The sequence below is a fragment of the Catenuloplanes niger genome, assembly GCF_031458255.1.
Taxonomy (GTDB): Bacteria; Actinomycetota; Actinomycetes; order Mycobacteriales; family Micromonosporaceae; genus Catenuloplanes; species Catenuloplanes niger.
In genome coordinates, this window is record NZ_JAVDYC010000001.1 from 363930 (window position 1) to 381504 (window position 17575).

A 17575-nucleotide genomic window follows, 5' to 3' on the forward strand; every position below is an offset into this window, starting at 1 on the left:
GCGCGGGCCGCCGCGCGGTTCCTATGCTGGGCCGATGAGGCGTCTCGACCCGGAGTTGTGGAGCGCGGTCTACGGCACGATGATCTGCGTGGCGGTCGGCCTGCCGGTGCTGGTGGTCGGCGTGCGCGGTGGCGAGGTGGTCACGATCCCGGAGGCGGCGTGGTGGCTGATGTTCGCCGGGTACGTGCTGACCCAGACGCTCTGCACCTGGCTCGATCACCGGTTCACCCGGCCGGCGGTCCGCGGGTTCTTCGCCGCCCAGGTGGTGCTCGGCGCCGCGCTCGCGCTGACCGCGCCGCGGGCCGGCTGGACGTCCATCCTGCTGATCTACACGGCCGCGCTCGGCGCCTACCTGGTGCCCTGGTCGCTCACGCTCGCCGTGATCGGGCTGAACACCGTGGTGTCGATGACCGCGGCCGGGCTGGCCGGCCAGCCCGGCCCGGCCGTGGCCGTGACCGGCGTGCTCTACCTGCTGCTCCAGGTCGCCTCCACGTTCGGCGTGCTGGGTCAGCTGCGCGCCGAGGAGAGCAACCGGCGGCTGTCCGTCGCGCACACCGAGCTGCGCGCGGCCGGGGTGCTGCTGGCCGAGTCGTCCCGCGCGGACGAGCGGCTGCGGATCGCCCGCGAGCTGCACGACCTGCTCGGCCACCAGCTGACCGTGCTGACGCTGGAACTGGAGACGGCCACGCACAAGGCCGACCCGACCGAGCACGTGGCCCGCGCGAACCGGGTGGCCCGCGCGCTGCTCGCGGACGTCCGGTCGACCGTGGGCGAGCTGCGGCAGCGCGCGCCGGAGCTGCGCGCCACGCTGGAGAGGATCGTCGCCGACCTGCCGTCCCCGGTCGTGCACCTGAGCATCGGCGCGGACGTGCGGGCCGACGAGACGCGCACGGCCACGCTGATCCGCTGCGTGCAGGAGGTGGTGACGAACGCGATCCGGCACGCGCACGCGACCGAACTGTGGATCGACATCCGCGACGACGACGGCGGGATCCGGTTCGAGGCGTACGACGACGGGCCGGGCACCCCGCGCGTGGTGATGGGCAACGGCCTGACCGGCATCGCGGAACGGGTACGCGAGCTGGGCGGCCACGCCCGGTTCGACGGCCGCACCGGGTTCCGGGTCACCGCGGAGGTGCCGGCGCCGTGACCGCCGCCGACCGGGGTGCCGCCGCCGACGTGCCGGGAGACGTGTTGCGGGTCTGCCTCGTCGACGATCAGACGCTGGTGCGGCAGGGCATCAGCGGGCTGCTCGGCGTCACCGGTGCGGTCGAGGTGATCGCCGAGGCCGCCGACGGTGCCGCCGCGGTCGCCGCGATCGAGGCGGACCGCCCCGACGTGGTCCTGCTCGACCTGCGCATGCCCGGCCGGGACGGCATCTGGGTGCTGCGCACGCTCCGGGAACGCGGCATCGAGGTGCCGGTCCTGGTGCTGACCACGTTCGACGACGACGAGCTGGTGCTGCAGGCCGTCCGCGCCGGCGCCGCCGGATACCTGCTCAAGGACGTGACGCTGGACCAGCTGGTGGGCGCGGTCCGCACGCTCGCCGCCGGTGGCACGCTCGTCCAGCCCGCGATCACCGAGCGTCTGCTGCGCGCGGTCCGGGCCGGCGCCCCGCCCGAGCCGGCGCCGGGAATGCCCGAGCTGACCGACCGGGAGCGCGACGTGCTGCGCCTGCTGGCCGGCGGGTACGCGAACCGGGAGATCGCCGCCGCGCTGTTCCTGGCCGAGGGCACGGTGAAGAACCACGTCTCCAGCGTCCTGTGCAAGCTCGGCGTCCGGGACCGCACCAGCGCGGTCCTCCGCGCGCTCCAGCACGGCCTGCTCGGCTGAAGCCCCCTTGACGGAGTGGCGGCTCAGCGGGAAGCATCGTGAGATGTCGATTTCTGCTGCGCGAAAGTTCGCCGCCGTCGCCGGGATCATCGCCACCACCGTGGCCGGTGCGCCCGCGTCGGCCGCCCCGCCGCCGGACCAGACCACCGCCGAGGCCGGCAATCCGTTCGTCTCCGGGTGGTACGCCGACCCGGACGTGGCGATCTACGGCGACCGGTACTACGTGTTCCCGACCGCCTCCCGGCCGTACGACCAGCAGACCTTCCTCGATGCCTTCTCATCGCCCGACCTGGTCACCTGGACGAAGCACCCGAACGTGCTGACCACCGCGGACGTCTCCTGGGCGCGCCGGGCGGTGTGGGCGCCCGCGCCGATCGCCCGGAACGGGAAGTACTACCTCTACTTCGCGGCGAACGACATCCAGAACAACGCGGAGCTGGGCGGCATCGGCGTGGCCGTCGCGGACCGGCCGGAGGGACCGTACCGGGACGCGATCGGCAAACCGCTCATCGCGCAGTTCGTCAACGGCGCGCAGCCGATCGACCAGGACGTGTTCATCGACGCCGACGGCCAGGCCTACATCTACTACGGCGGCTGGGGGCACGCCAACGTCGCGCGGCTCAACAGCGACATGATCAGCCTCGGCACCCTGCCGGACGGCAGCACGTTCAAGGAGATCACCCCCAGCGGGTACGTCGAGGGCCCGCAGATGTTCACGCGCAACGGCGTCTACTACCTGATGTGGTCCGAGGGCGGCTGGACCGGCCCGAACTACTCCGTCGCCTACGCCATGTCCGGCTCCCCCACCGGGCCGTTCACCCGCCTGGACCGGGTGCTCGCGCAGGACCCGGCCGTGGCGCGCGGTGCCGGACACAACTCGGTGATCAACGTCCCCGGCACCGACACCTGGTACATCGTCTACCACCGGCGGCCGCTCAGCGAGACCGACGGCAACTCCCGCGAGCTGGCGTACGACCGCATGCACTTCAACCCGGACGGCACGATCCAGCGCGTCACCATGCTGGTCAAGGACAACTTCGCGGACGGCAACGCGTACGGCTGGAAGACCTACGGCGGCACCTGGACCACGACCGGCGGGCAGTACCGGGCCGCGCACTCGTACGGCGGCAAGGCGCTGCTGGCCGACAACCACACGAACGCGGTCTACGACGTGGACGTCACGATCGGCTCCGGTCCCGGGGACGCCGGCCTGGTCTTCCGCGCCACCGCCGCGGCCGTCGGCACCGACGCCTACCGCGGCTACTACGCCGGCATCACGCCGCGCGGCGAGGTGCTGCTCGGCCGGGCCGACAACAGCTGGACCCGGCTCGGCGCCGCCCCGCTGACGATCACCCCGGGCCGGCGGCACCACCTCCGGGTCGAGGCCGTCGGCGCCACGCTCCGGGTCTTCGTCGACGACCTGACCACGCCGCGGATCACCGTCACCGACACCACGTTCGCCGCCGGCCGGTCCGGCGTCCGCGTCTTCGACACCAGCGCCTCCTTCGACGACGTCGCCGTCACCAACCGCTGACCGGCGGCGCGCTCCACTGAGTACCGTGGAGCGAGAACCGTGGAGCGAGAACCGTTCCACGGTACGAACCGGCAGGAGACGTCCCGCATGACCGTGCTTTCCATCCGCACCGTCGACGACCCGGTGCTGCGCCGGGTCGCGGATCCGGTGACCGACTTCGACGCCGAGCTGGACCGGCTGGTCCGCGACCTGGGCGAGACGCTGCAGAGCGCCCGGGGCGCCGGGCTGGCCGCGCCGCAGCTGGGCGTGAGCCTGCGGGTCTTCGCGATCAACCCGGACCTGCCCGGCAACGACCTGCGGCTCGACCACCTGGTCAACCCGGTGCTGGAGTTCCCGGACGAGGAGGAGCAGGACGGTCCGGAGGGCTGCCTGTCCATCCCGGGCGTCTACCTGGACACGAAGCGCCGGATGAACGTGGCCGCGAAGGGCTACACGAAACTCGGCGACCCGGTGCAGGTGGTCGGCTCCGGCCTGCTGGCGCGCTGCATCCAGCACGAGACCGACCACCTCGACGGCATCCTGTTCCTCGACCGGCAGGACAGCGCCCGCCAGGCCCGCCTGGTCGCCACGCTCCGCGCGGCCGGCTGGTGGGACGAGCGACAGGTGCGGGTCAGCCCGCACTGACCCGTGACGACGGCGGGACGGCAGCCGCCGCGGTGACCGCGGGCCACGGCCACGGGCGCGGCGGATAACCGGTCGACCGGCGCGCCGGCCGACCGTACCCTCGTGGTCGTCGGATTTGATCTGTGGGTTCGGAGGGGAGGACGCCGTGCGCTATCGGACCGCGGTCGTCGTCCCCGTCTGCCGCTTCGAGTTGATCCTCGTGTCCCGTGTGCCCAGCTCCGGCTGCGCCACCGGGGCTGGACGTGCCTGACCGCCCGCGGATTCCGCGGCGCGGCCGGCTGGGCGCCGTCCACCGACCGAGATCACTTCGAAAGACGACATCATCATGCGGGTACGGAACATCGGCATCCTCGCCCACGTCGACGCGGGCAAGACCACGCTCACCGAACGCGTGCTGTTCACCACCGGCGCCACCTGGAAACAGGGCGAGGTGCACGACGGTACGACCGTGACCGACAGCGATCCGCAGGAGCGCAGCCGTGGCATCACCATCTTCGCGGCCGCGGTCAGCGCCGACTGGAACGGCCACCGCCTCAACCTGATCGACACTCCCGGCCACGTCGACTTCTCCGACGAGGTCGAGCGGTCGCTGCGGGTGCTGGACGGCGCGGTGGTCGTGTTCGACGGCGTGGCCGGGGTGGAGCCGCAGACCGAGGCCGTGTGGCGGACGGCGGACCGCTATCGCGTGCCGCGCCTCGCGTTCGTCAACAAGCTGGACCGGGCGGGCGCGTCGCTCGGCCACGTGGTGGCGGCCGTCCGGGACCGGCTCGGCGCGGTGCCGCTGGTGGTGCAGCTGCCGATCGGCCGGGAGGACGGCTTCGAGGGCGTGGTCGACCTGGTCGGCATGCGGCGCCTGACCTGGCCGTCGGGTGTGCCGCACAGCGTGCCCGCGGACGGTCCGGAGGTGCGGGCCGCGCGGCGGGCACTGGAGGAGGCGGTCGCGGAGCGGCACGCCGGCGCCCTCGAGGAGCTGGGCGACATGTCCGACACGACGTTGCGGGCCGCGGTGCGGGACCTGACGATCGCGGGCGAGGCGGTGCCGGTGCTGTGCGGCGCCGCCTACCGTGACCGGGGGATCGAGCCGCTGCTGGACGCCGTGGTCGACTACCTGCCCGCGCCCGGCGGCGACCCGGACGGGCACCTCGCCGCGCTGGTCTTCAAACGGACCGGCCGGATCACCTGTGCCCGGATATATCAGGGCACACTCCGGAAGGGGGACGTGGTCTGGGACGCCACCGCGCGGCAGCCCGAACGGGTTGCCCGGATCCTGCGCCTGCGGGCGGACCGGCACACCGACCTGGACGTCGCGACGGCCGGTGACATCGTCGGCCTGGCCGGGATCAAGGCGGCCCGCACCGGCGCCACGCTGTCCACCCGCGCGCACCCGGTCGTGCTGGAGGCGCCGCGGACCGCGGAACCGCTGGTCTCGGTCGCGGTCGAGGCCGGCACCCGGGCCGAGGCGCAACGGCTGCCGGCCGCGCTCGCGACGCTGGTCGGCGAGGACCCGTCGCTGCGTCTGCGCACCGACCCGCAGACCGGGCAGACGCTGCTGTCCGGCCTCGGCGAACTGCACCTGGAGGTGGCCGTGGAGAAGCTGCGCCAGGGCAGCGGCCTGTCCGTGCGGACCGGCCGGCCGCGGGTCGCCTACCGCGAGACCGTGCTGCGCGGCGTGACGGACTTCGTGTTCCGGCACGTCAAACAGGACGGTGGCGCGGGCCAGTTCGCCCACGTCGTGCTGTCGGTCGCGCCGCTCGCCGAGGGGTTCAGCTTCGCGTCCACGGTGACCGGCGGACGGGTGCCGGCGGAGTTCGTCCGGGCGGTCGAGGCCGGCGTCCGGGACGCGCTCGTGGCCGGCGAACACCCGCTCACCGGGCTCGCGGTCACGCTGACCGACGGTGCCACGCACGTCAAGGACTCGTCCGAGACCGCGTTCCGCACCGCCGGCCGGCTCGGGCTGCGCGCCGCGCTGACCGCGTGCGAGACCGCGCTGCTGGAACCGGTCGCCGAGGTCACGGTGACCGCGCCCGGCGACACGATCGGCGGCGTGCTCGGCGACCTGGCGGCCCGGCGCGGCCAGGTGACCGGCACGACCGCGCACACGGTCACGGCCGTGGTGCCGCTCGCGGCGCTGTTCGGCTACGCGACCGCGCTGCGCAGCCGCACCAGCGGCCGGGCGACGTTCACCAGCCGCCCGGCCGGGCACCGGCTCGCCCGGTGAGCGATCCCGGGTGCGAGTCCGCCGAGCGGGCTCGCACCCGGCACTATGATCGATTCGTGGGACGCATAGCGGTGATCGGCGCCGGCGTGATCGGGCTGTCGGCCGCGCACGAACTGGCCGGGGCCGGGCACGACGTGACCGTGCTGGCCGACCGGGACCACACCGGCGCGGTCTCGTCGGTCGCGGCCGCGATCTGGTTCCCGCACGCGGTCGACGCGGTGCCGCGCGTGCTGGAGTCGGCCCACCTGACCCGGGACCGGCTGACGTCGCTGGCCGCCCGCCCGGAGACCGGCGTGCGGGTGCGCACCGGCACGGTCGTCACCCGGCACCCGGACCCGGATCTGTCCTGGACCGCAGCCGTGCCGGCCCACCGGCCCGCGACCCCGGACGAGCTGCCCCCGGGTGCCGCCGGCGTGACCTGCGAGCTGCCGGTCGCGGTCACCGGCCGCTACCTGGCATGGCTGCGGGCCGACGTGATCGCGCGGGGCGTCGACGTCCGGCACGCCGTCCTGCGATCCGTCGACGACGTCGGGCCCGGCTTCGACGCGGTGGTGGTCGCGGCCGGCCTGCGGTCCGGCGCGCTGCTCGGCGGTGACGACCAGGTCTTCCCGATCCGCGGCCAGGTGGTCCGGCTCGCCAACCCGGGTCTGACCCGCTGGCTGCTCGACGACGACAACCCGGCCGGGCTCACCTATGTGGTGCCGCGCGACGACGACGTGGTCTGCGGCGGCACCGGCGACGCCGGCTCCTGGGACGAGACCGTCGACCCGGACGTCGAGCGGGCCATCCTCGCGCGGGCGGTCGCACTGGTCCCGGCGCTGGCCGGCGCCCCGATCGTGTCCCGCGCGGTCGGTCTGCGCCCGGCCCGCACCTCCGTGCGCCTGGAGACCCTCGGTGGGTACCCGGCGCCGGTGATCGCCGCCTACGGCCACGGCGGCTCCGGGTTCACGCTGTCCTGGGGCGAGGCGGCGGCGGTGCGCGCCCTCATCGACGCTCTGTAGCCGCGCTCGCGAGGAACTCGTTGTAGGCCCGGTGGGCGGCGTCGCCGTTGCGGTCGGCGCGGCGCTGGTCGCGTTCGTCGGCGCGGATCCACTGGCGGACCAGCACGATCATCACCAGCGCGGCCGGGATCTCACCGAACGCCCAGGCGATCGCCGCGCCGAGCCGCTGGTCGTCCAGCAGCGGCGCGGCCCACGGCGGGTGCACGGCCAGGTACCACTCCGGCGCGATCAGCGTGGTGCTCTGCAGCACCGTCAGGCCGAAGAACGCGTGCAGCACCATCGACGCGAAGTGCACCAGCACCAGGATCGGCGGCGCGACCCGGCGGCGGCCGGGATCGACGCCGATCAGCACCCAGAAGAGCAGATACCCAGCGAGTACGAAGTGGGCCAGCATCGCCAGGTGCCCGACGTGGTGCCGCATCAGCCAGCCGAGCAGCCCGCCGAAGTACAGGCCGTACAGGCTGACGCCGTAGACGGCGAGCGCGGCCAGCGGGTGGGTGAGCGCGCGGCTGACCCGGCTGTGCAGCAGGATCAGCAGCCATTCCCGGGTGGCCGGGCCGAGCGTGCGGAGTGCCAGCGTGACCGGCGCGCCGAGGACCAGCAGGATCGGTACGGCCATCGACAGCAGCATGTGCTGGACCATGTGCACGCTGAACAGCACGTACGCGTAGCGGCTGATCCCGAGGCTGGTCACGGCCGCGAGCAGCAGCATGCCCGCGGTCCAGCTGATCGTGCGGATGACCGGCCAGCGGCCGCCCAGCCGTCGCGCCCCGGCGAGGTAGCAGCCGATCCCGGCCGCCGCGACCGTGAGGAACAGCAGGTCCGGCAGCGGGTCACCGAGCAGGTTCGCGGCGCTGAGCGGCGCCGGCATCGGGAAGCCGATCGTCTCCACGATCGGGTCGTCGCTGATCGTGTCGTCCGGGATCGGTGCCGGGCTGCGCGACAGCGCGGCGGCCAGCCCGAACGCGGCGCCGAACAGCACGAACTCGCCCGCGGCCAGCCGGGCGAACGCGTGCCGTTCCAGCGCGTTCCGGCGGTGCAGCGCGCCGAGTGCGCCGAGGCCGAGCAACGCCGCGACCTTCAGCGCGAGCAGTCCGCCGTAGACCGTCAGGTAGTCGCCGCCCAGCCGCACCGCCCCGTTGATCACGCCGCTGACCGCGACCGCGACGAAGCAGGCCAGCGCGAGCACGCTGTACCGGGCCAGCGCCGCCGGCAGCGCCGTGGCCCGGCGGATCGTCAGCAGCGCGAGCAGCCCGCCGGCCCACAGCACCGCGCCGAGCACGTGCATCGCCAGACTGGTGGTGGCGATCCGGTGGTTGCCGGCCCCGGCCGCGTGGCCGGTGAACGCGGGGGGCAGCGCCGCGACCGCGGCGATCACCGCGGCCCAGCCGGCCGTGTAGCGGGACAGCGCGACCTGGCCCAGCAGCGCGACGGCCGCGGCCAGCACCGCCTGCGCCAGCAGCGCCTGGCCCTGCGAGATCGACCAGGCGAAGCTGGCCACGGCCGGCAGCGGCAACCGCGCGACCGGCGCGCCGAGCACGTCGGAGAGCGTGAACACGATCAGCGCGAGCGCGGTCAGGCTCCACAGTGCGGCGGCCCAGCGGGCGCGGCGCAGCATCCGGAACGCGGTCGCGGACATCGTGCGCCCGTCGCCGGGCAGCAGGAACGCGGCGGTCACGGTCAGGCCCACGGTCACGGTGGCGAGCACGTCGGACAGCAGCCGCAGCACCGGCAGGCCCCACACCGTGACCGTGCCGGGCTGGGCCAGCCCGGCGATCTCCGTCGGGTCCGCGCCGCCGCCCAGCCACAACGCCAGCACGAGCACCGTCACCGCGACGCCGGCCGCCGCGAATCTGATCGAGGTCACCGGTGGTAGTCGTCCCGGCCGGGGCCCCGGTTCCCGGCCGGTCCGTGACGGCGGACTCAGCCCATCGGCTGCACGCGGGCGATCGTGACGCCGGTGGCGCCGTTGCCCGCGGCCGGATAGGCGGCGCTGCCGTCCGCGTACGCCTTGAAGGCCTGGTAGTTGTGGTCCTTCGCGCCGATGGTGAACTGCTCGCCGACCGCGGCGCCGGTGCCGGAGTCGTGGACCTGCGCGGCCATGCCGGAACCGGCCGCCCAGGTGAGCAGCATGCGGCCGGGCCCGTAGCCGACCAGGTGCGGGTGCTGCGACGCCGCGGCCGTGGTGATCGTGGTGTCGGACGCGCCGGTGGTGAAGTGCTCCAGCCGGACCCGGTTGCCCTGGCTCCACGCGGTCCAGTACCCGGTGGACTTCGCCAGCACCAGGTCGCCGCCGAAGAGTGTGCCGTCGCACGTGCCGGCGGCGACGGTCCGGTACGGGTTCGGCTGCGCTATCCGGCAACCGTTGTCGGTGGCGCACACCGTGACGAACCTCTTCGCCCGCGGGTCGTACACGATCCGCGAGGTCCACGCGTGGCTGCAGCCCACCTCGAACGCGTCCCGGTGCCCGGTGACCAGCGCGCCGGACGAGTCCACCACCTGCATCCGGTCGCCCTCGTGGACGTCGACGCAGGTGCCGTTCCGCACGGTGATCGCGACGCCGAAATAGGCCGCGGTGTGCACGCCGTCGGACGCGAGCCGGCCGTGGTGCTGGTACCACCAGATGAAGCGCGCGCCGTCGTCGTAACCGGCGCGGCTGTCGGTGAGGTTGGTGACCTGGCGCTCCCACACCTGCTGGCCGGCGTTGTCGAAGCGGATCATGACCATGGTGCGGCACGGGCTGGACTCACCGCCGCACAGCGGCGTGTCACCGCACTCGCCGGCCCGGGTCACCAGCAGCACGCCGCCGTTCGCGTCCGCCTGCACATCCTGCAGGTCGACGCCGGTGAAGCTGGTGGGCGTGCCGATCAGCCGGTCGTCGCAGCCGAGCCGGCCCAGGTGCACCCGGCCGCCGGTGCCGAGCCAGGCCAGCCAGGACTCGCCGGACGGGGTGGCCGCGATCGCCATCGGCAGCGGGTCGGTGTCGCCCTCGTTGCCGTAACCGGCGACCGCGGCGGGCAGCGTCACCTGGGTGAGCGTGACGACCGGGCCGGCGCCGACCGGCCGCGCGCAGTCACCGGACGTGGCCGGCGCGGTCCTCGACGGCGAGGGCGAGGCGGACGGTGCCGGGGACGGCGACGCGGACTCGCTGGGCGACGGCGCGGCGGAGGACGTGGCGGCCACGTCGGCGACCGGCGCGACCGGCGCGGTCGCGGCGGCCGGATCGGCCTCCGGCGGGCCGGTCAGCGTCAGCGCGGCCGCGGTCGCGACCGTGGTCACGACCGCGAGCGCGGCGGCGGCGACGACCGCGATCCGGCGTCCCCTCGTCAGCCTCGCGCGATGCCGGTGGGCCGGCGGCGGGACGTCAGTCATGTACGTTTCCGTCCTAGCATTAAAATGTCTTCAGGGGCGCATTAAATTGCGCTTAGAAAAGTCTTTGGAATAGGCGGTCAGGCCCTTTCCAAAAACGGACTCTACCCCATTGGACGGTACGTGGGAGCGCGCCCATTCCGGCCCCGGACTCAGCTGGCCCACCACTTCTGATTGGTCTCGCCCTTGCAGGTCCACAGCTGCAGCGCGGCGCCGTTCGCGTCGTTCCAGTCGACCACGTCGACGCACTTGCCCAGCTCCGTGTTCACCAGGTCCTGCGAGCCGTTCACCTTGAAGCGCTGCGCCCAGCCGCCGTTGCACTTCGCCAACTGGATGCGGGTGCCGTCGGCGGACTCGCCCCAGGCCAGGTCCATGCAGAAACCCTTGTGCCGGATCGTGCCGTTCTCGAACGTGAACTTCTGCGACGCGCCGCCGGTGCACGTCCACAGCTGCAACGCCACGCCGTCCGCACCCTTCGGCGCGTCGATGCACTTGTTCGCGTACCCCTTGATCTGGTACTGGGTCGGTCCGGTGTTCGCGGGCGGGTCGGCCGGCGGGTTCGCCGGCGGCGGTGCGGCCGGCGCGTCGTCCGGCTGCTCCGGCGACGGTGCGGCGACGTTCCCCGCCGGCGACCGGGTGGTCACCGGGCTCGGCGAGGTGGTCGCGGCGGCACTGGCGGTCGGGCCGGCGGCCGGCGGCTGCGGTGCCGCGGGCGTGCCGAGGCGGGTGTCCCGGGCGTAGTAGGCGGTGTAGCCCAGCACCCGCTGCGCGAAGTCCCGTACGGCCGGCGCGTCCGGCACGCCCTCGGCCTGCCGGACCGCGGTCGGTCCCCACTGGAACGCGGCCAGCGCCACCGGGTACGGGTCGTCGGCCAGCCCGGACAGCTCCGCGGAGAGCGCGCACATGGTGCGGCCGAGCGTGAGGACGGCGACCGCCGGGTCCCACGGCGACTCCCCGGCCTGCCCGTAGCGGTTCCACACCGCCGGCAGGAACTGGGCGATGCCCTGCGCGCCGCCCGGGCCGACCCGGTTGCGGTTGAACGCGGACGCGGCCATCAGCTGCGCCGCGATCTTCGGGCCGGAGACCACGGCGCACTCCTCGCCCGCGGTCCGGACCAGCTGCACGTACTCGTCCGGGACCGGGATCGGCGCCACGTCCGGGTCCTGCGCGGGCGGGTCGGCGGGGCCGCCGGTGGCGAAGTCGGGACGGGCCGCGTACCAGGCCGCGTACGACGCGACCTCGTTGACGTAGGCGGCGGAGTCGTCCGGCACGGCCGCGCGCGCCAGCACCGTGTCCACCCCGGAACGGTGCGCGCCGAGCGCCAGCTCCCACAGCGCGCCGCCGACCTTCTCGTGCCGGATCCGGCCGACCGTGTCGCACATGTGGTGGGCGAGCGCGAACACGTTCGCCTCCGGGTCCAGCCGCTGGGCGTCGACCCACGGCTTCCACTGCTCCCAGACCTCGTCGGTGAGTCCGGCCAGGCCGGAGCCGCCACGCTCGTTCGTCGCGTCCGGCACGAACCCGGACTCCGCCATCAGCTGCCCGGCGAGCCGCGCCGGGGTCAGCGACGGACAGGAGAGCGCGGCCTGCGCGATCATCGGCACCTGGTCGGACGGGACCGGCACGCCCACCCGGGCCGGCCCGGCCGTCGCGGTGCCGGCGATCGAGCCGGTCACCGCACCGGCGCCGATCAGAGCCAGCACGGCCGTCAGGCCGAGGACGCGGCGGATCACCGGGCGCTGGGCCGCCTCGACGAGTGCCTGGACGTTCACGATCACTCCCCACGGTTTACGGCAGCGACGGCCGGTCGGCGGCCGTCGTCTACGAACACAACGGGAACGACGAACTTCGGTTCATCGGGGACGGCACAGCCTCTCACGACCGGCCGGGACCCGCGGGGCACGATGCCGGCGGGAAACCCTCAGCAGGCCGGGCCGGCCGCCGATCGTGCGGTAAAGCACCGGGCCTCCGGCGGAAGGAGCCTCCCATGATCAAGCGTCTGACGGCCCTGGTCGTGATCGTGCCGCTGGTGGTGCTCACGCTGCTCTGGATCCACGCCAATCCGCCGAGCACCGGCGACGACTTCTCCCGCACCATCTGCGAGCTGCGCCGCTGCTGACCCTCCGGTCCGGCGCTACCCGGTCGTGGCGCCGGCACCGCCGCGCACGGCCGGGCTGGCCGTCGCCGCGACCGCGGTGACCAGCATGACCCCGGCGAGCGCCACGATCGCGCCGCCGGCGCCGACCGCGCTCAGCAGGACTCCCCCGGCCAGCGACCCGAGCGGCATCGCGCCCCAGGAGAGCGTCTTCGACGCGCTGGTGACCCGGCCCTGCAGATGGTTCGGCACCAGCAGCGCGAAGTAGCCGACGATCACCACGTTCCACAGCGGACCGGCGAAAGCGGTCGCCGCCCCGATCGCGCCCAGCCACAGCGGCGCGTCCGTGACCAGGTAGAGCGGCAGCAGCGCGGCCCACACCCAGTTGACCCCGATGATCGTGGCCCGGGGCGTGACGTACCGGTGCAGCCACTCCGCCGCGAACGCGCCGAGCATCCCGCCGCCGGAGTAGAGCCCGAGCATCAGGCCGGTCTCCGCCGCGCTCGCGCCGCCGTCCCGGGCGCGGACCACCAGGACCAGGATGATCGCCTGGAAGACCAGGTTGCTCACCGCGATCAGCAGGACCGCGGCCCGGATCAGCGGGTGCCGCCAGATCCACCGCAACCCGGTCAGCGCGGCCCGCCACAGCGGCTCGGGCGGCTCCGGCGTGCCGGCCCGCAGGTCGCGGCGCAGGAAGAGCAGGGCGACGGACGCGGCCGCGTAGGACAGCACCTCGACCACGAACGGCAGCGCCCGGTCGAGCCCGAAGAGCAGGCCGCCGAGCGGGCCACCGGCCAGGGCCGCGCCGCGGGTACGCACCTCGTTGCGGGCGATCGCGGTGTGCAGCTGCCCGGCCGGCACGATCACCGGCAGCGCGGCCGCCTCGGCCAGGCCGAAGAACACGAAGCACAGCCCGTGCACGAACGCGGCCACCGCGAGGTGCGCGACCGTGAGCACGCCCAGCCACAGCGCGATCGGCACGGTGGCCAGCGTGAGCGCGGCGGCCGCCTCGCTGACCAGCAGGATCCGGCGGCGGTCCCACCGGTCGACGAGCGGCCCGGCCGGCAGGTGACCGATCAGGTACGGCAGCGTGGCCGCGGCGCCGACCAGCCCGGCGTCCGCCGGCGACCCGGTCAGCGCGAGCACCAGCAGCGGCATCGCGGTCGCGCTGATCCGGGCGCCGAGCGTGGAGACCACCTGACCGCTCCAGAGCAGCGCGAAGTCCCGGTTGCGCCACAGCGGCGTCTCGGCCCGGCTCGCCGGGGCCATCGGCGCGGTCACGGCGTCGGGAACGCGTGGAACAGCACGGAGACGTGCCGGCGGCCGGGGCCGGGCTCGCGATACCAGCGCGTGAGGAACGCGATGTACTCCTCGCCGAACTCGGCCAGCTCCGCCGCGGTCAGCGAGGTGCCGCCGAACGAGTGGTGAGCCGCGTCCGCGAACTCGCCGTACGACTCCCGGTCCGCCAGATAGGCCGCCAGCTCGGCGGTCGCGCGCTCGTGCCACTGCTGCCGGACCGCGGACGCGGCGGCCGCGACCTCGGGATCGGCCGCGCCCCTGGGCAGCCGCACGTCCTGCCGCACGGCCCGCCAGAATCGCCGGCGCCCGGCCGACCGGTCGGTGTCCTCCTCGATGAAGCCGAAGCGTTCCAGCTGCCGCAGGTGATAACTGGCCGCGCCCCGGTCCACCGCGAACTCCGCGGCCAGGTCCGCCGAGGTGGCGGCGCCGTGCCGTTGCAACCGGGTCAGCATGCGCTGTCGGAGCGGGTGAGCGAGCGCCTTGAGCGTATCGATGTCGGAGAGCGTGCGGGTGTCGGCCATGATTGAGAAGATATCTTTGCAAAGACATCTTCTCAACCCTCAGCCCACGAACAGCGGCAGCATCGGCAGCGCGTTGACGGCGCCGTGCACCACCACCAGCGCGCCGAAACGCCGGTAGCGCGACCACAGGTAGCCGGTGAAGAGACCGAAGAACCCCTGGAACGCGACCAGCGCGGCCAGCGACACCCAGACGTGATCACCGTCCAGGTGACTCGGCACGTGCATCGCCGCGAACAGCAGCGACGTCGCCACGATCGCCGGCCGGCGCCCGGCGACCGCCTCGAGGCGGGTCTGCAGCGTCACGCGGTAGAAGTACTCCTCCAGCACGCTCGCGGTCAGGAACGTCACCGTCATCGCCGCCACCAGGTAGACCCGGTCCATCTCCGCATAAGGCGTGAGATCGGTCGGCACCCAGAACGCCAGCAGCCCCCAGCCGGCGACCGCCGGAACGACCCAGAACCAGCGCGCCGGTACGGCCCGGGGCACCTCGGCCCGGATCAGCCGGACGGCCAGCAGCGCGCCGCCGAGCAACAGCGACACCTTGACCAGCGGGTACGCCAGCGTCTGCGCACCGATGACCGCGACCAGCACGGGAAACGCGATCGCGATCCCGACCAGCCACCGGACCTGCCGCACGATCGGCCGCCGTGCCGCACCGTCCGCCTCCGGCACCCGCGGGAGCGACGGCGGCATCAGCCGGATCAGCGCCAGCCCGGCCAGCACCGGCACGATCGCGGTCCACAGTGGCCGCCCGCCCGCGCCCTCGTCCGACGAGGTCACGATCTCGGTGTTACCGGTCAGGATCAACAGCAACGGCGCCAGCACGAACAACGCGCCACCCATTGCGGTCAACGCCACACGCGGAGTCATGATCAGCATTGTGAATGCCGCGAGCAACCCCGGGCGGCGACGGTGAGTGCCCACGGATCGTGCGAGGGCAACGCCGGCGCGCATGCGGACGGCGGTCCGCCGGAAGCGGGTGTGTCCGCGCCACGTCAATCGGCCGTCGACGCCGGGCGTGCATCATCCGGCCGGTGACCATCAGAACCGCGCGGGACGGCCGCGTGCTCACCGTGCTGATCGACGCGCCACCGCACAACTACCTGACCCGGCCGCTGATCGAGGCACTGCAGGCGGTGGCACGCCAGGTGGAACGGGACCCGGGGATCGGCGCGGTGGTGATCGGCAGCGCGGTGCCGGGGCGGTACATCACGCACTGGGACATCGCGGACCTGTCCGCGACCGCGGAGTCCGCGCCCCGGCTGCCCCCGGCCGGCGCCCGCCTGCTGCTCGGCGCGGTCCGCGCGCTGACCGCGGCCGGTGCGGGCCCGCTCCTGGCGAGGTCGAAGCTGGCCGGCGTCCACGGCATCGCCCGCTGGCACGACCTGGTGCTGCGGATCATGCGGTCGCCGGCCGTCTGGATCGCGGCGATCGACGGCCCGTGCGGCGGGGGCGGGCTGGAGATGTCGGTCTTCTTCGACCAGCGGATCGCGTCCGCGCGCGCGTCGTTCGTGGTGCCGGAACTGACCATCGGGCTGACCACCACGCTCGGCGCCCAGCGGCTGACGCACCTGGTCGGGCCGGCTCGCGCGCTGCGCATGCTGCTGGACGGCGAGCCGTACACCGCGGCCGAGGCGCTCGACCTGGGACTGATCGACCGGGTCTGCCCGGGCGACGCGACGGCGGAGGCGCAGCGGCTCGCCGAACGCTACGCGCGCCGCCCCCGGGTCCAGGTCGGGCGGCAGAAACGGCTGATCAACCGGGCCTACCAGGCGACCGCGCGGGCCACGCTGACCGGTGAGGGCGTGTCGCAGATCGCCGGCGTACCCAGCCCGGCCACCCGGTCGGCGCTGCGCCGCTGGCTGGAGATGCGGCGGCCGGACGGGGAGAGCGTGTTCCTCACCGACAGGCGCCCATGGGCGGACGGGACGGCGATCGACCTGAACCCGCCGCCACCGGAACGCTGAACCGGATGCGCGCGGTGAGCACGCCCGGCTCCTCGCGGAACCACTCCGCACCGAGCCGGGCGAAGAGCCGCTTGCCGCGCGCGTTGTCCGACTCGACCAGCGCCTCGATCCCGCAGGCGCCGGACGCCCGGGCCTCCCACACCAGGTAGGCCGCGGCCCGGGTGCCGAGCCCACGGCCCTGCCAGGCGTCCTCGATCAGCAGCCCGGCCTCCCACATCGTCTCCGCGCCGGTGCCGATCACGTTCACCAGCCCCACCGTGCGGCCCTCCACGGTGACCAGCGCGCTGAACCCGTAGCTCGGCTCGCACAGCGCCGCCCACTCCGCCGCCCTGATCCGATCCCGCTGCCCGTGGTAGCGGGCCCGCCGCGTCTCGGCCGAGCAGCGCGCGTGCATGTCGTTCACAGCGTCGAGATCGGACGCCACGGCCCGCCGCATCACCGCAAGGTCGCGCATATCGTCCATGCCCCAACGGTCGCGGCGGGAACTGCTCACTCACCAGCCCGCCACTGCTCACCGACTGCCGACGGCATCCCCCGATATGGCCGGCAAACCGACACAAGCCCTTATATACCGCAATTCCGGCGGTGGCCCGACGATCACGGTACCGCTCCACGGCGGGCCGCGCCCGCACTGCGCGACCACCACCGATCCGTGACGGCTACCCTCGGCGGGTGCGTATCCTTTCGATCATCACCGCGGCGCTCGCCGTCCTGCTGCTCTCCGCCTGCGTCTCCCTGGACAACGCCGGCGAGGTCATCCGCGAGAACCCGGAGATGATCGTCTTCCTGGAGCCGGACATCACGCCCGAGCAGCGGGCCGACGTCGAACAGGCGTTGCGCGCACTGCCCGGCGTCACCGAGGTCGCACTGATCACGAAGGAACAGGCCTACCAGGACCTCACCGAGTTCCTGAAGAACCAGCCGAGCGCGGTGCCGATCGACCGGAACAACCTGTCGGAGAAGTTCACCGTCCGGACCACCGACCTGGACGCGTACCAGGCGCTGCGCGACGCCGGCACCGCGACCACGCTGTCCGAGAGGGCCGGCGTGGACGAGGTGCTCTTCCAGTGCGTCACCCGGGCCGATTGCCGCGAGGACCTCGGCGGCTGAGCCG

Annotated in this window: 16 protein-coding genes; 9 read left to right on the top strand and 7 right to left on the bottom strand. The window is 73.7% G+C overall.

The genetic code is table 11. The features are described 5' to 3' along the window. Positions 1–34: 34 nt before the first annotated feature. The 6 genes from J2S44_RS01545 to J2S44_RS01570 all read left to right on the top strand — a co-directional run bounded on the left by J2S44_RS01545 (position 35) and on the right by J2S44_RS01570 (position 7210). Positions 35–1150 (top strand): sensor histidine kinase, encoded by a 1116-nt coding sequence (locus J2S44_RS01545; RefSeq protein WP_310408220.1) that lies wholly within the window; start codon positions 35–37, stop codon positions 1148–1150. Further along, complete coding sequence (locus tag J2S44_RS01550) at positions 1147–1833, top strand: response regulator (protein ID WP_310408223.1); 687 nt, start codon at positions 1147–1149, stop codon at positions 1831–1833. Before J2S44_RS01545 ends, J2S44_RS01550 begins: the two co-directional genes overlap by 4 nt. 43 nt (positions 1834–1876) lie before the next feature. Next, positions 1877–3367, top strand: coding sequence for a glycoside hydrolase family 43 protein (locus J2S44_RS01555; protein ID WP_310408226.1), 1491 nt, complete (start codon positions 1877–1879; stop codon positions 3365–3367). Between the two features lie 87 nt (positions 3368–3454). Further along, positions 3455–3991, top strand: a complete 537-nt coding sequence (def, locus tag J2S44_RS01560) for a peptide deformylase (protein ID WP_310408228.1) — start codon at positions 3455–3457, stop codon at positions 3989–3991. 325 nt (positions 3992–4316) lie between these two features. Continuing rightward, complete coding sequence (locus J2S44_RS01565) at positions 4317–6209, top strand: elongation factor G (protein ID WP_310408231.1); 1893 nt, start codon at positions 4317–4319, stop codon at positions 6207–6209. After that, positions 6206–7210, top strand: a complete 1005-nt coding sequence (locus J2S44_RS01570; protein ID WP_374727796.1) for an NAD(P)/FAD-dependent oxidoreductase — start codon at positions 6206–6208, stop codon at positions 7208–7210. The genes J2S44_RS01565 and J2S44_RS01570 overlap by 4 nt, the downstream gene beginning before the upstream one ends. On the opposite strand, the gene J2S44_RS01575 is transcribed toward J2S44_RS01570, so the two are convergent. The 3 genes from J2S44_RS01575 to J2S44_RS01585 all read right to left on the bottom strand — a co-directional run bounded on the left by J2S44_RS01575 (position 7194) and on the right by J2S44_RS01585 (position 12351). Beyond that, positions 7194–9077 carry a cytochrome c oxidase assembly protein gene (locus J2S44_RS01575; RefSeq protein WP_310408236.1) on the bottom strand — a complete coding sequence of 628 codons (1884 nt, stop codon included), beginning with the start codon at positions 9075–9077 and terminating at the stop codon, positions 7194–7196. The two genes, J2S44_RS01570 and J2S44_RS01575, sit on opposite strands and share 17 nt — an antisense overlap. 56 nt (positions 9078–9133) lie before the next feature. Further along, positions 9134–10582 carry a hypothetical protein gene (locus J2S44_RS01580; RefSeq protein ID WP_310408238.1) on the bottom strand — a complete coding sequence of 483 codons (1449 nt, stop codon included), beginning with the start codon at positions 10580–10582 and terminating at the stop codon, positions 9134–9136. A 149-nt stretch (positions 10583–10731) separates the two neighbouring features. Further along, positions 10732–12351, bottom strand: a complete 1620-nt coding sequence (locus tag J2S44_RS01585; RefSeq protein WP_310408240.1) for a ricin-type beta-trefoil lectin domain protein — start codon at positions 12349–12351, stop codon at positions 10732–10734. A gap of 215 nt (positions 12352–12566) precedes the next feature. Here J2S44_RS01585 and J2S44_RS01590 point away from each other — a divergent pair, with 215 nt between their 5' ends. Beyond that, complete coding sequence (locus tag J2S44_RS01590) at positions 12567–12698, top strand: hypothetical protein (protein WP_310408242.1); 132 nt, start codon at positions 12567–12569, stop codon at positions 12696–12698. Between the two features lie 15 nt (positions 12699–12713). Here the strand turns inward: J2S44_RS01590 and J2S44_RS01595 are convergent, their stop codons facing one another. From J2S44_RS01595 to J2S44_RS01605, 3 genes are read right to left on the bottom strand one after another with little or no spacing between them, the layout of a single operon-like run. Then, on the bottom strand, positions 12714–13955 hold the full coding sequence (locus tag J2S44_RS01595) for an MFS transporter (protein WP_310408244.1): 1242 nt from the start codon (positions 13953–13955) through the stop codon (positions 12714–12716). Then, positions 13952–14494 carry an ArsR/SmtB family transcription factor gene (locus tag J2S44_RS01600; protein WP_310408247.1) on the bottom strand — a complete coding sequence of 181 codons (543 nt, stop codon included), beginning with the start codon at positions 14492–14494 and terminating at the stop codon, positions 13952–13954. The genes J2S44_RS01595 and J2S44_RS01600 overlap by 4 nt, the downstream gene beginning before the upstream one ends. A gap of 39 nt (positions 14495–14533) precedes the next feature. Beyond that, entirely contained in the window at positions 14534–15364 is an 831-nt protein-coding gene (locus J2S44_RS01605; protein WP_310408249.1) for a CPBP family intramembrane glutamic endopeptidase, read from the bottom strand. Between the two features lie 164 nt (positions 15365–15528). On the opposite strand from J2S44_RS01605, the gene J2S44_RS01610 reads away from it, so the two are divergent. Then, positions 15529–16461, top strand: a complete 933-nt coding sequence (locus J2S44_RS01610; protein ID WP_310408251.1) for an enoyl-CoA hydratase/isomerase family protein — start codon at positions 15529–15531, stop codon at positions 16459–16461. Here J2S44_RS01610 and J2S44_RS01615 read toward each other — a convergent pair. Further along, complete coding sequence (locus J2S44_RS01615; RefSeq protein ID WP_310408254.1) at positions 16394–16924, bottom strand: GNAT family N-acetyltransferase; 531 nt, start codon at positions 16922–16924, stop codon at positions 16394–16396. The genes J2S44_RS01610 and J2S44_RS01615 overlap by 68 nt on opposite strands. Before the next feature lie 209 nt (positions 16925–17133). Between J2S44_RS01615 and J2S44_RS01620 the strand changes: the two genes are divergently transcribed. After that, positions 17134–17571 carry a permease-like cell division protein FtsX gene (locus tag J2S44_RS01620; protein WP_310408257.1) on the top strand — a complete coding sequence of 146 codons (438 nt, stop codon included), beginning with the start codon at positions 17134–17136 and terminating at the stop codon, positions 17569–17571. The last annotated feature ends 4 nt before the right edge of the window (positions 17572–17575 follow it).

Excerpts from the sequence above, each read along its gene's own strand:
- def (WP_310408228.1), top strand. The coding sequence starts at position 3,455 with ATGACCGTGCTTTCCATCCGCACCGTCGACGACCCGGTGCTGCGCCGG.
- J2S44_RS01615 (WP_310408254.1), bottom strand. The coding sequence starts at position 16,924 with ATGGACGATATGCGCGACCTTGCGGTGATGCGGCGGGCCGTGGCGTCC.
- J2S44_RS01565 (WP_310408231.1), top strand. The coding sequence starts at position 4,317 with ATGCGGGTACGGAACATCGGCATCCTCGCCCACGTCGACGCGGGCAAG.
- J2S44_RS01590 (WP_310408242.1), top strand. The coding sequence starts at position 12,567 with ATGATCAAGCGTCTGACGGCCCTGGTCGTGATCGTGCCGCTGGTGGTG.
- J2S44_RS01605 (WP_310408249.1), bottom strand. The coding sequence starts at position 15,364 with ATGACTCCGCGTGTGGCGTTGACCGCAATGGGTGGCGCGTTGTTCGTG.
- J2S44_RS01555 (WP_310408226.1), top strand. The coding sequence starts at position 1,877 with ATGTCGATTTCTGCTGCGCGAAAGTTCGCCGCCGTCGCCGGGATCATC.
- J2S44_RS01580 (WP_310408238.1), bottom strand. The coding sequence starts at position 10,582 with ATGACTGACGTCCCGCCGCCGGCCCACCGGCATCGCGCGAGGCTGACG.
- J2S44_RS01600 (WP_310408247.1), bottom strand. The coding sequence starts at position 14,494 with ATGGCCGACACCCGCACGCTCTCCGACATCGATACGCTCAAGGCGCTC.
- J2S44_RS01545 (WP_310408220.1), top strand. The coding sequence starts at position 35 with ATGAGGCGTCTCGACCCGGAGTTGTGGAGCGCGGTCTACGGCACGATG.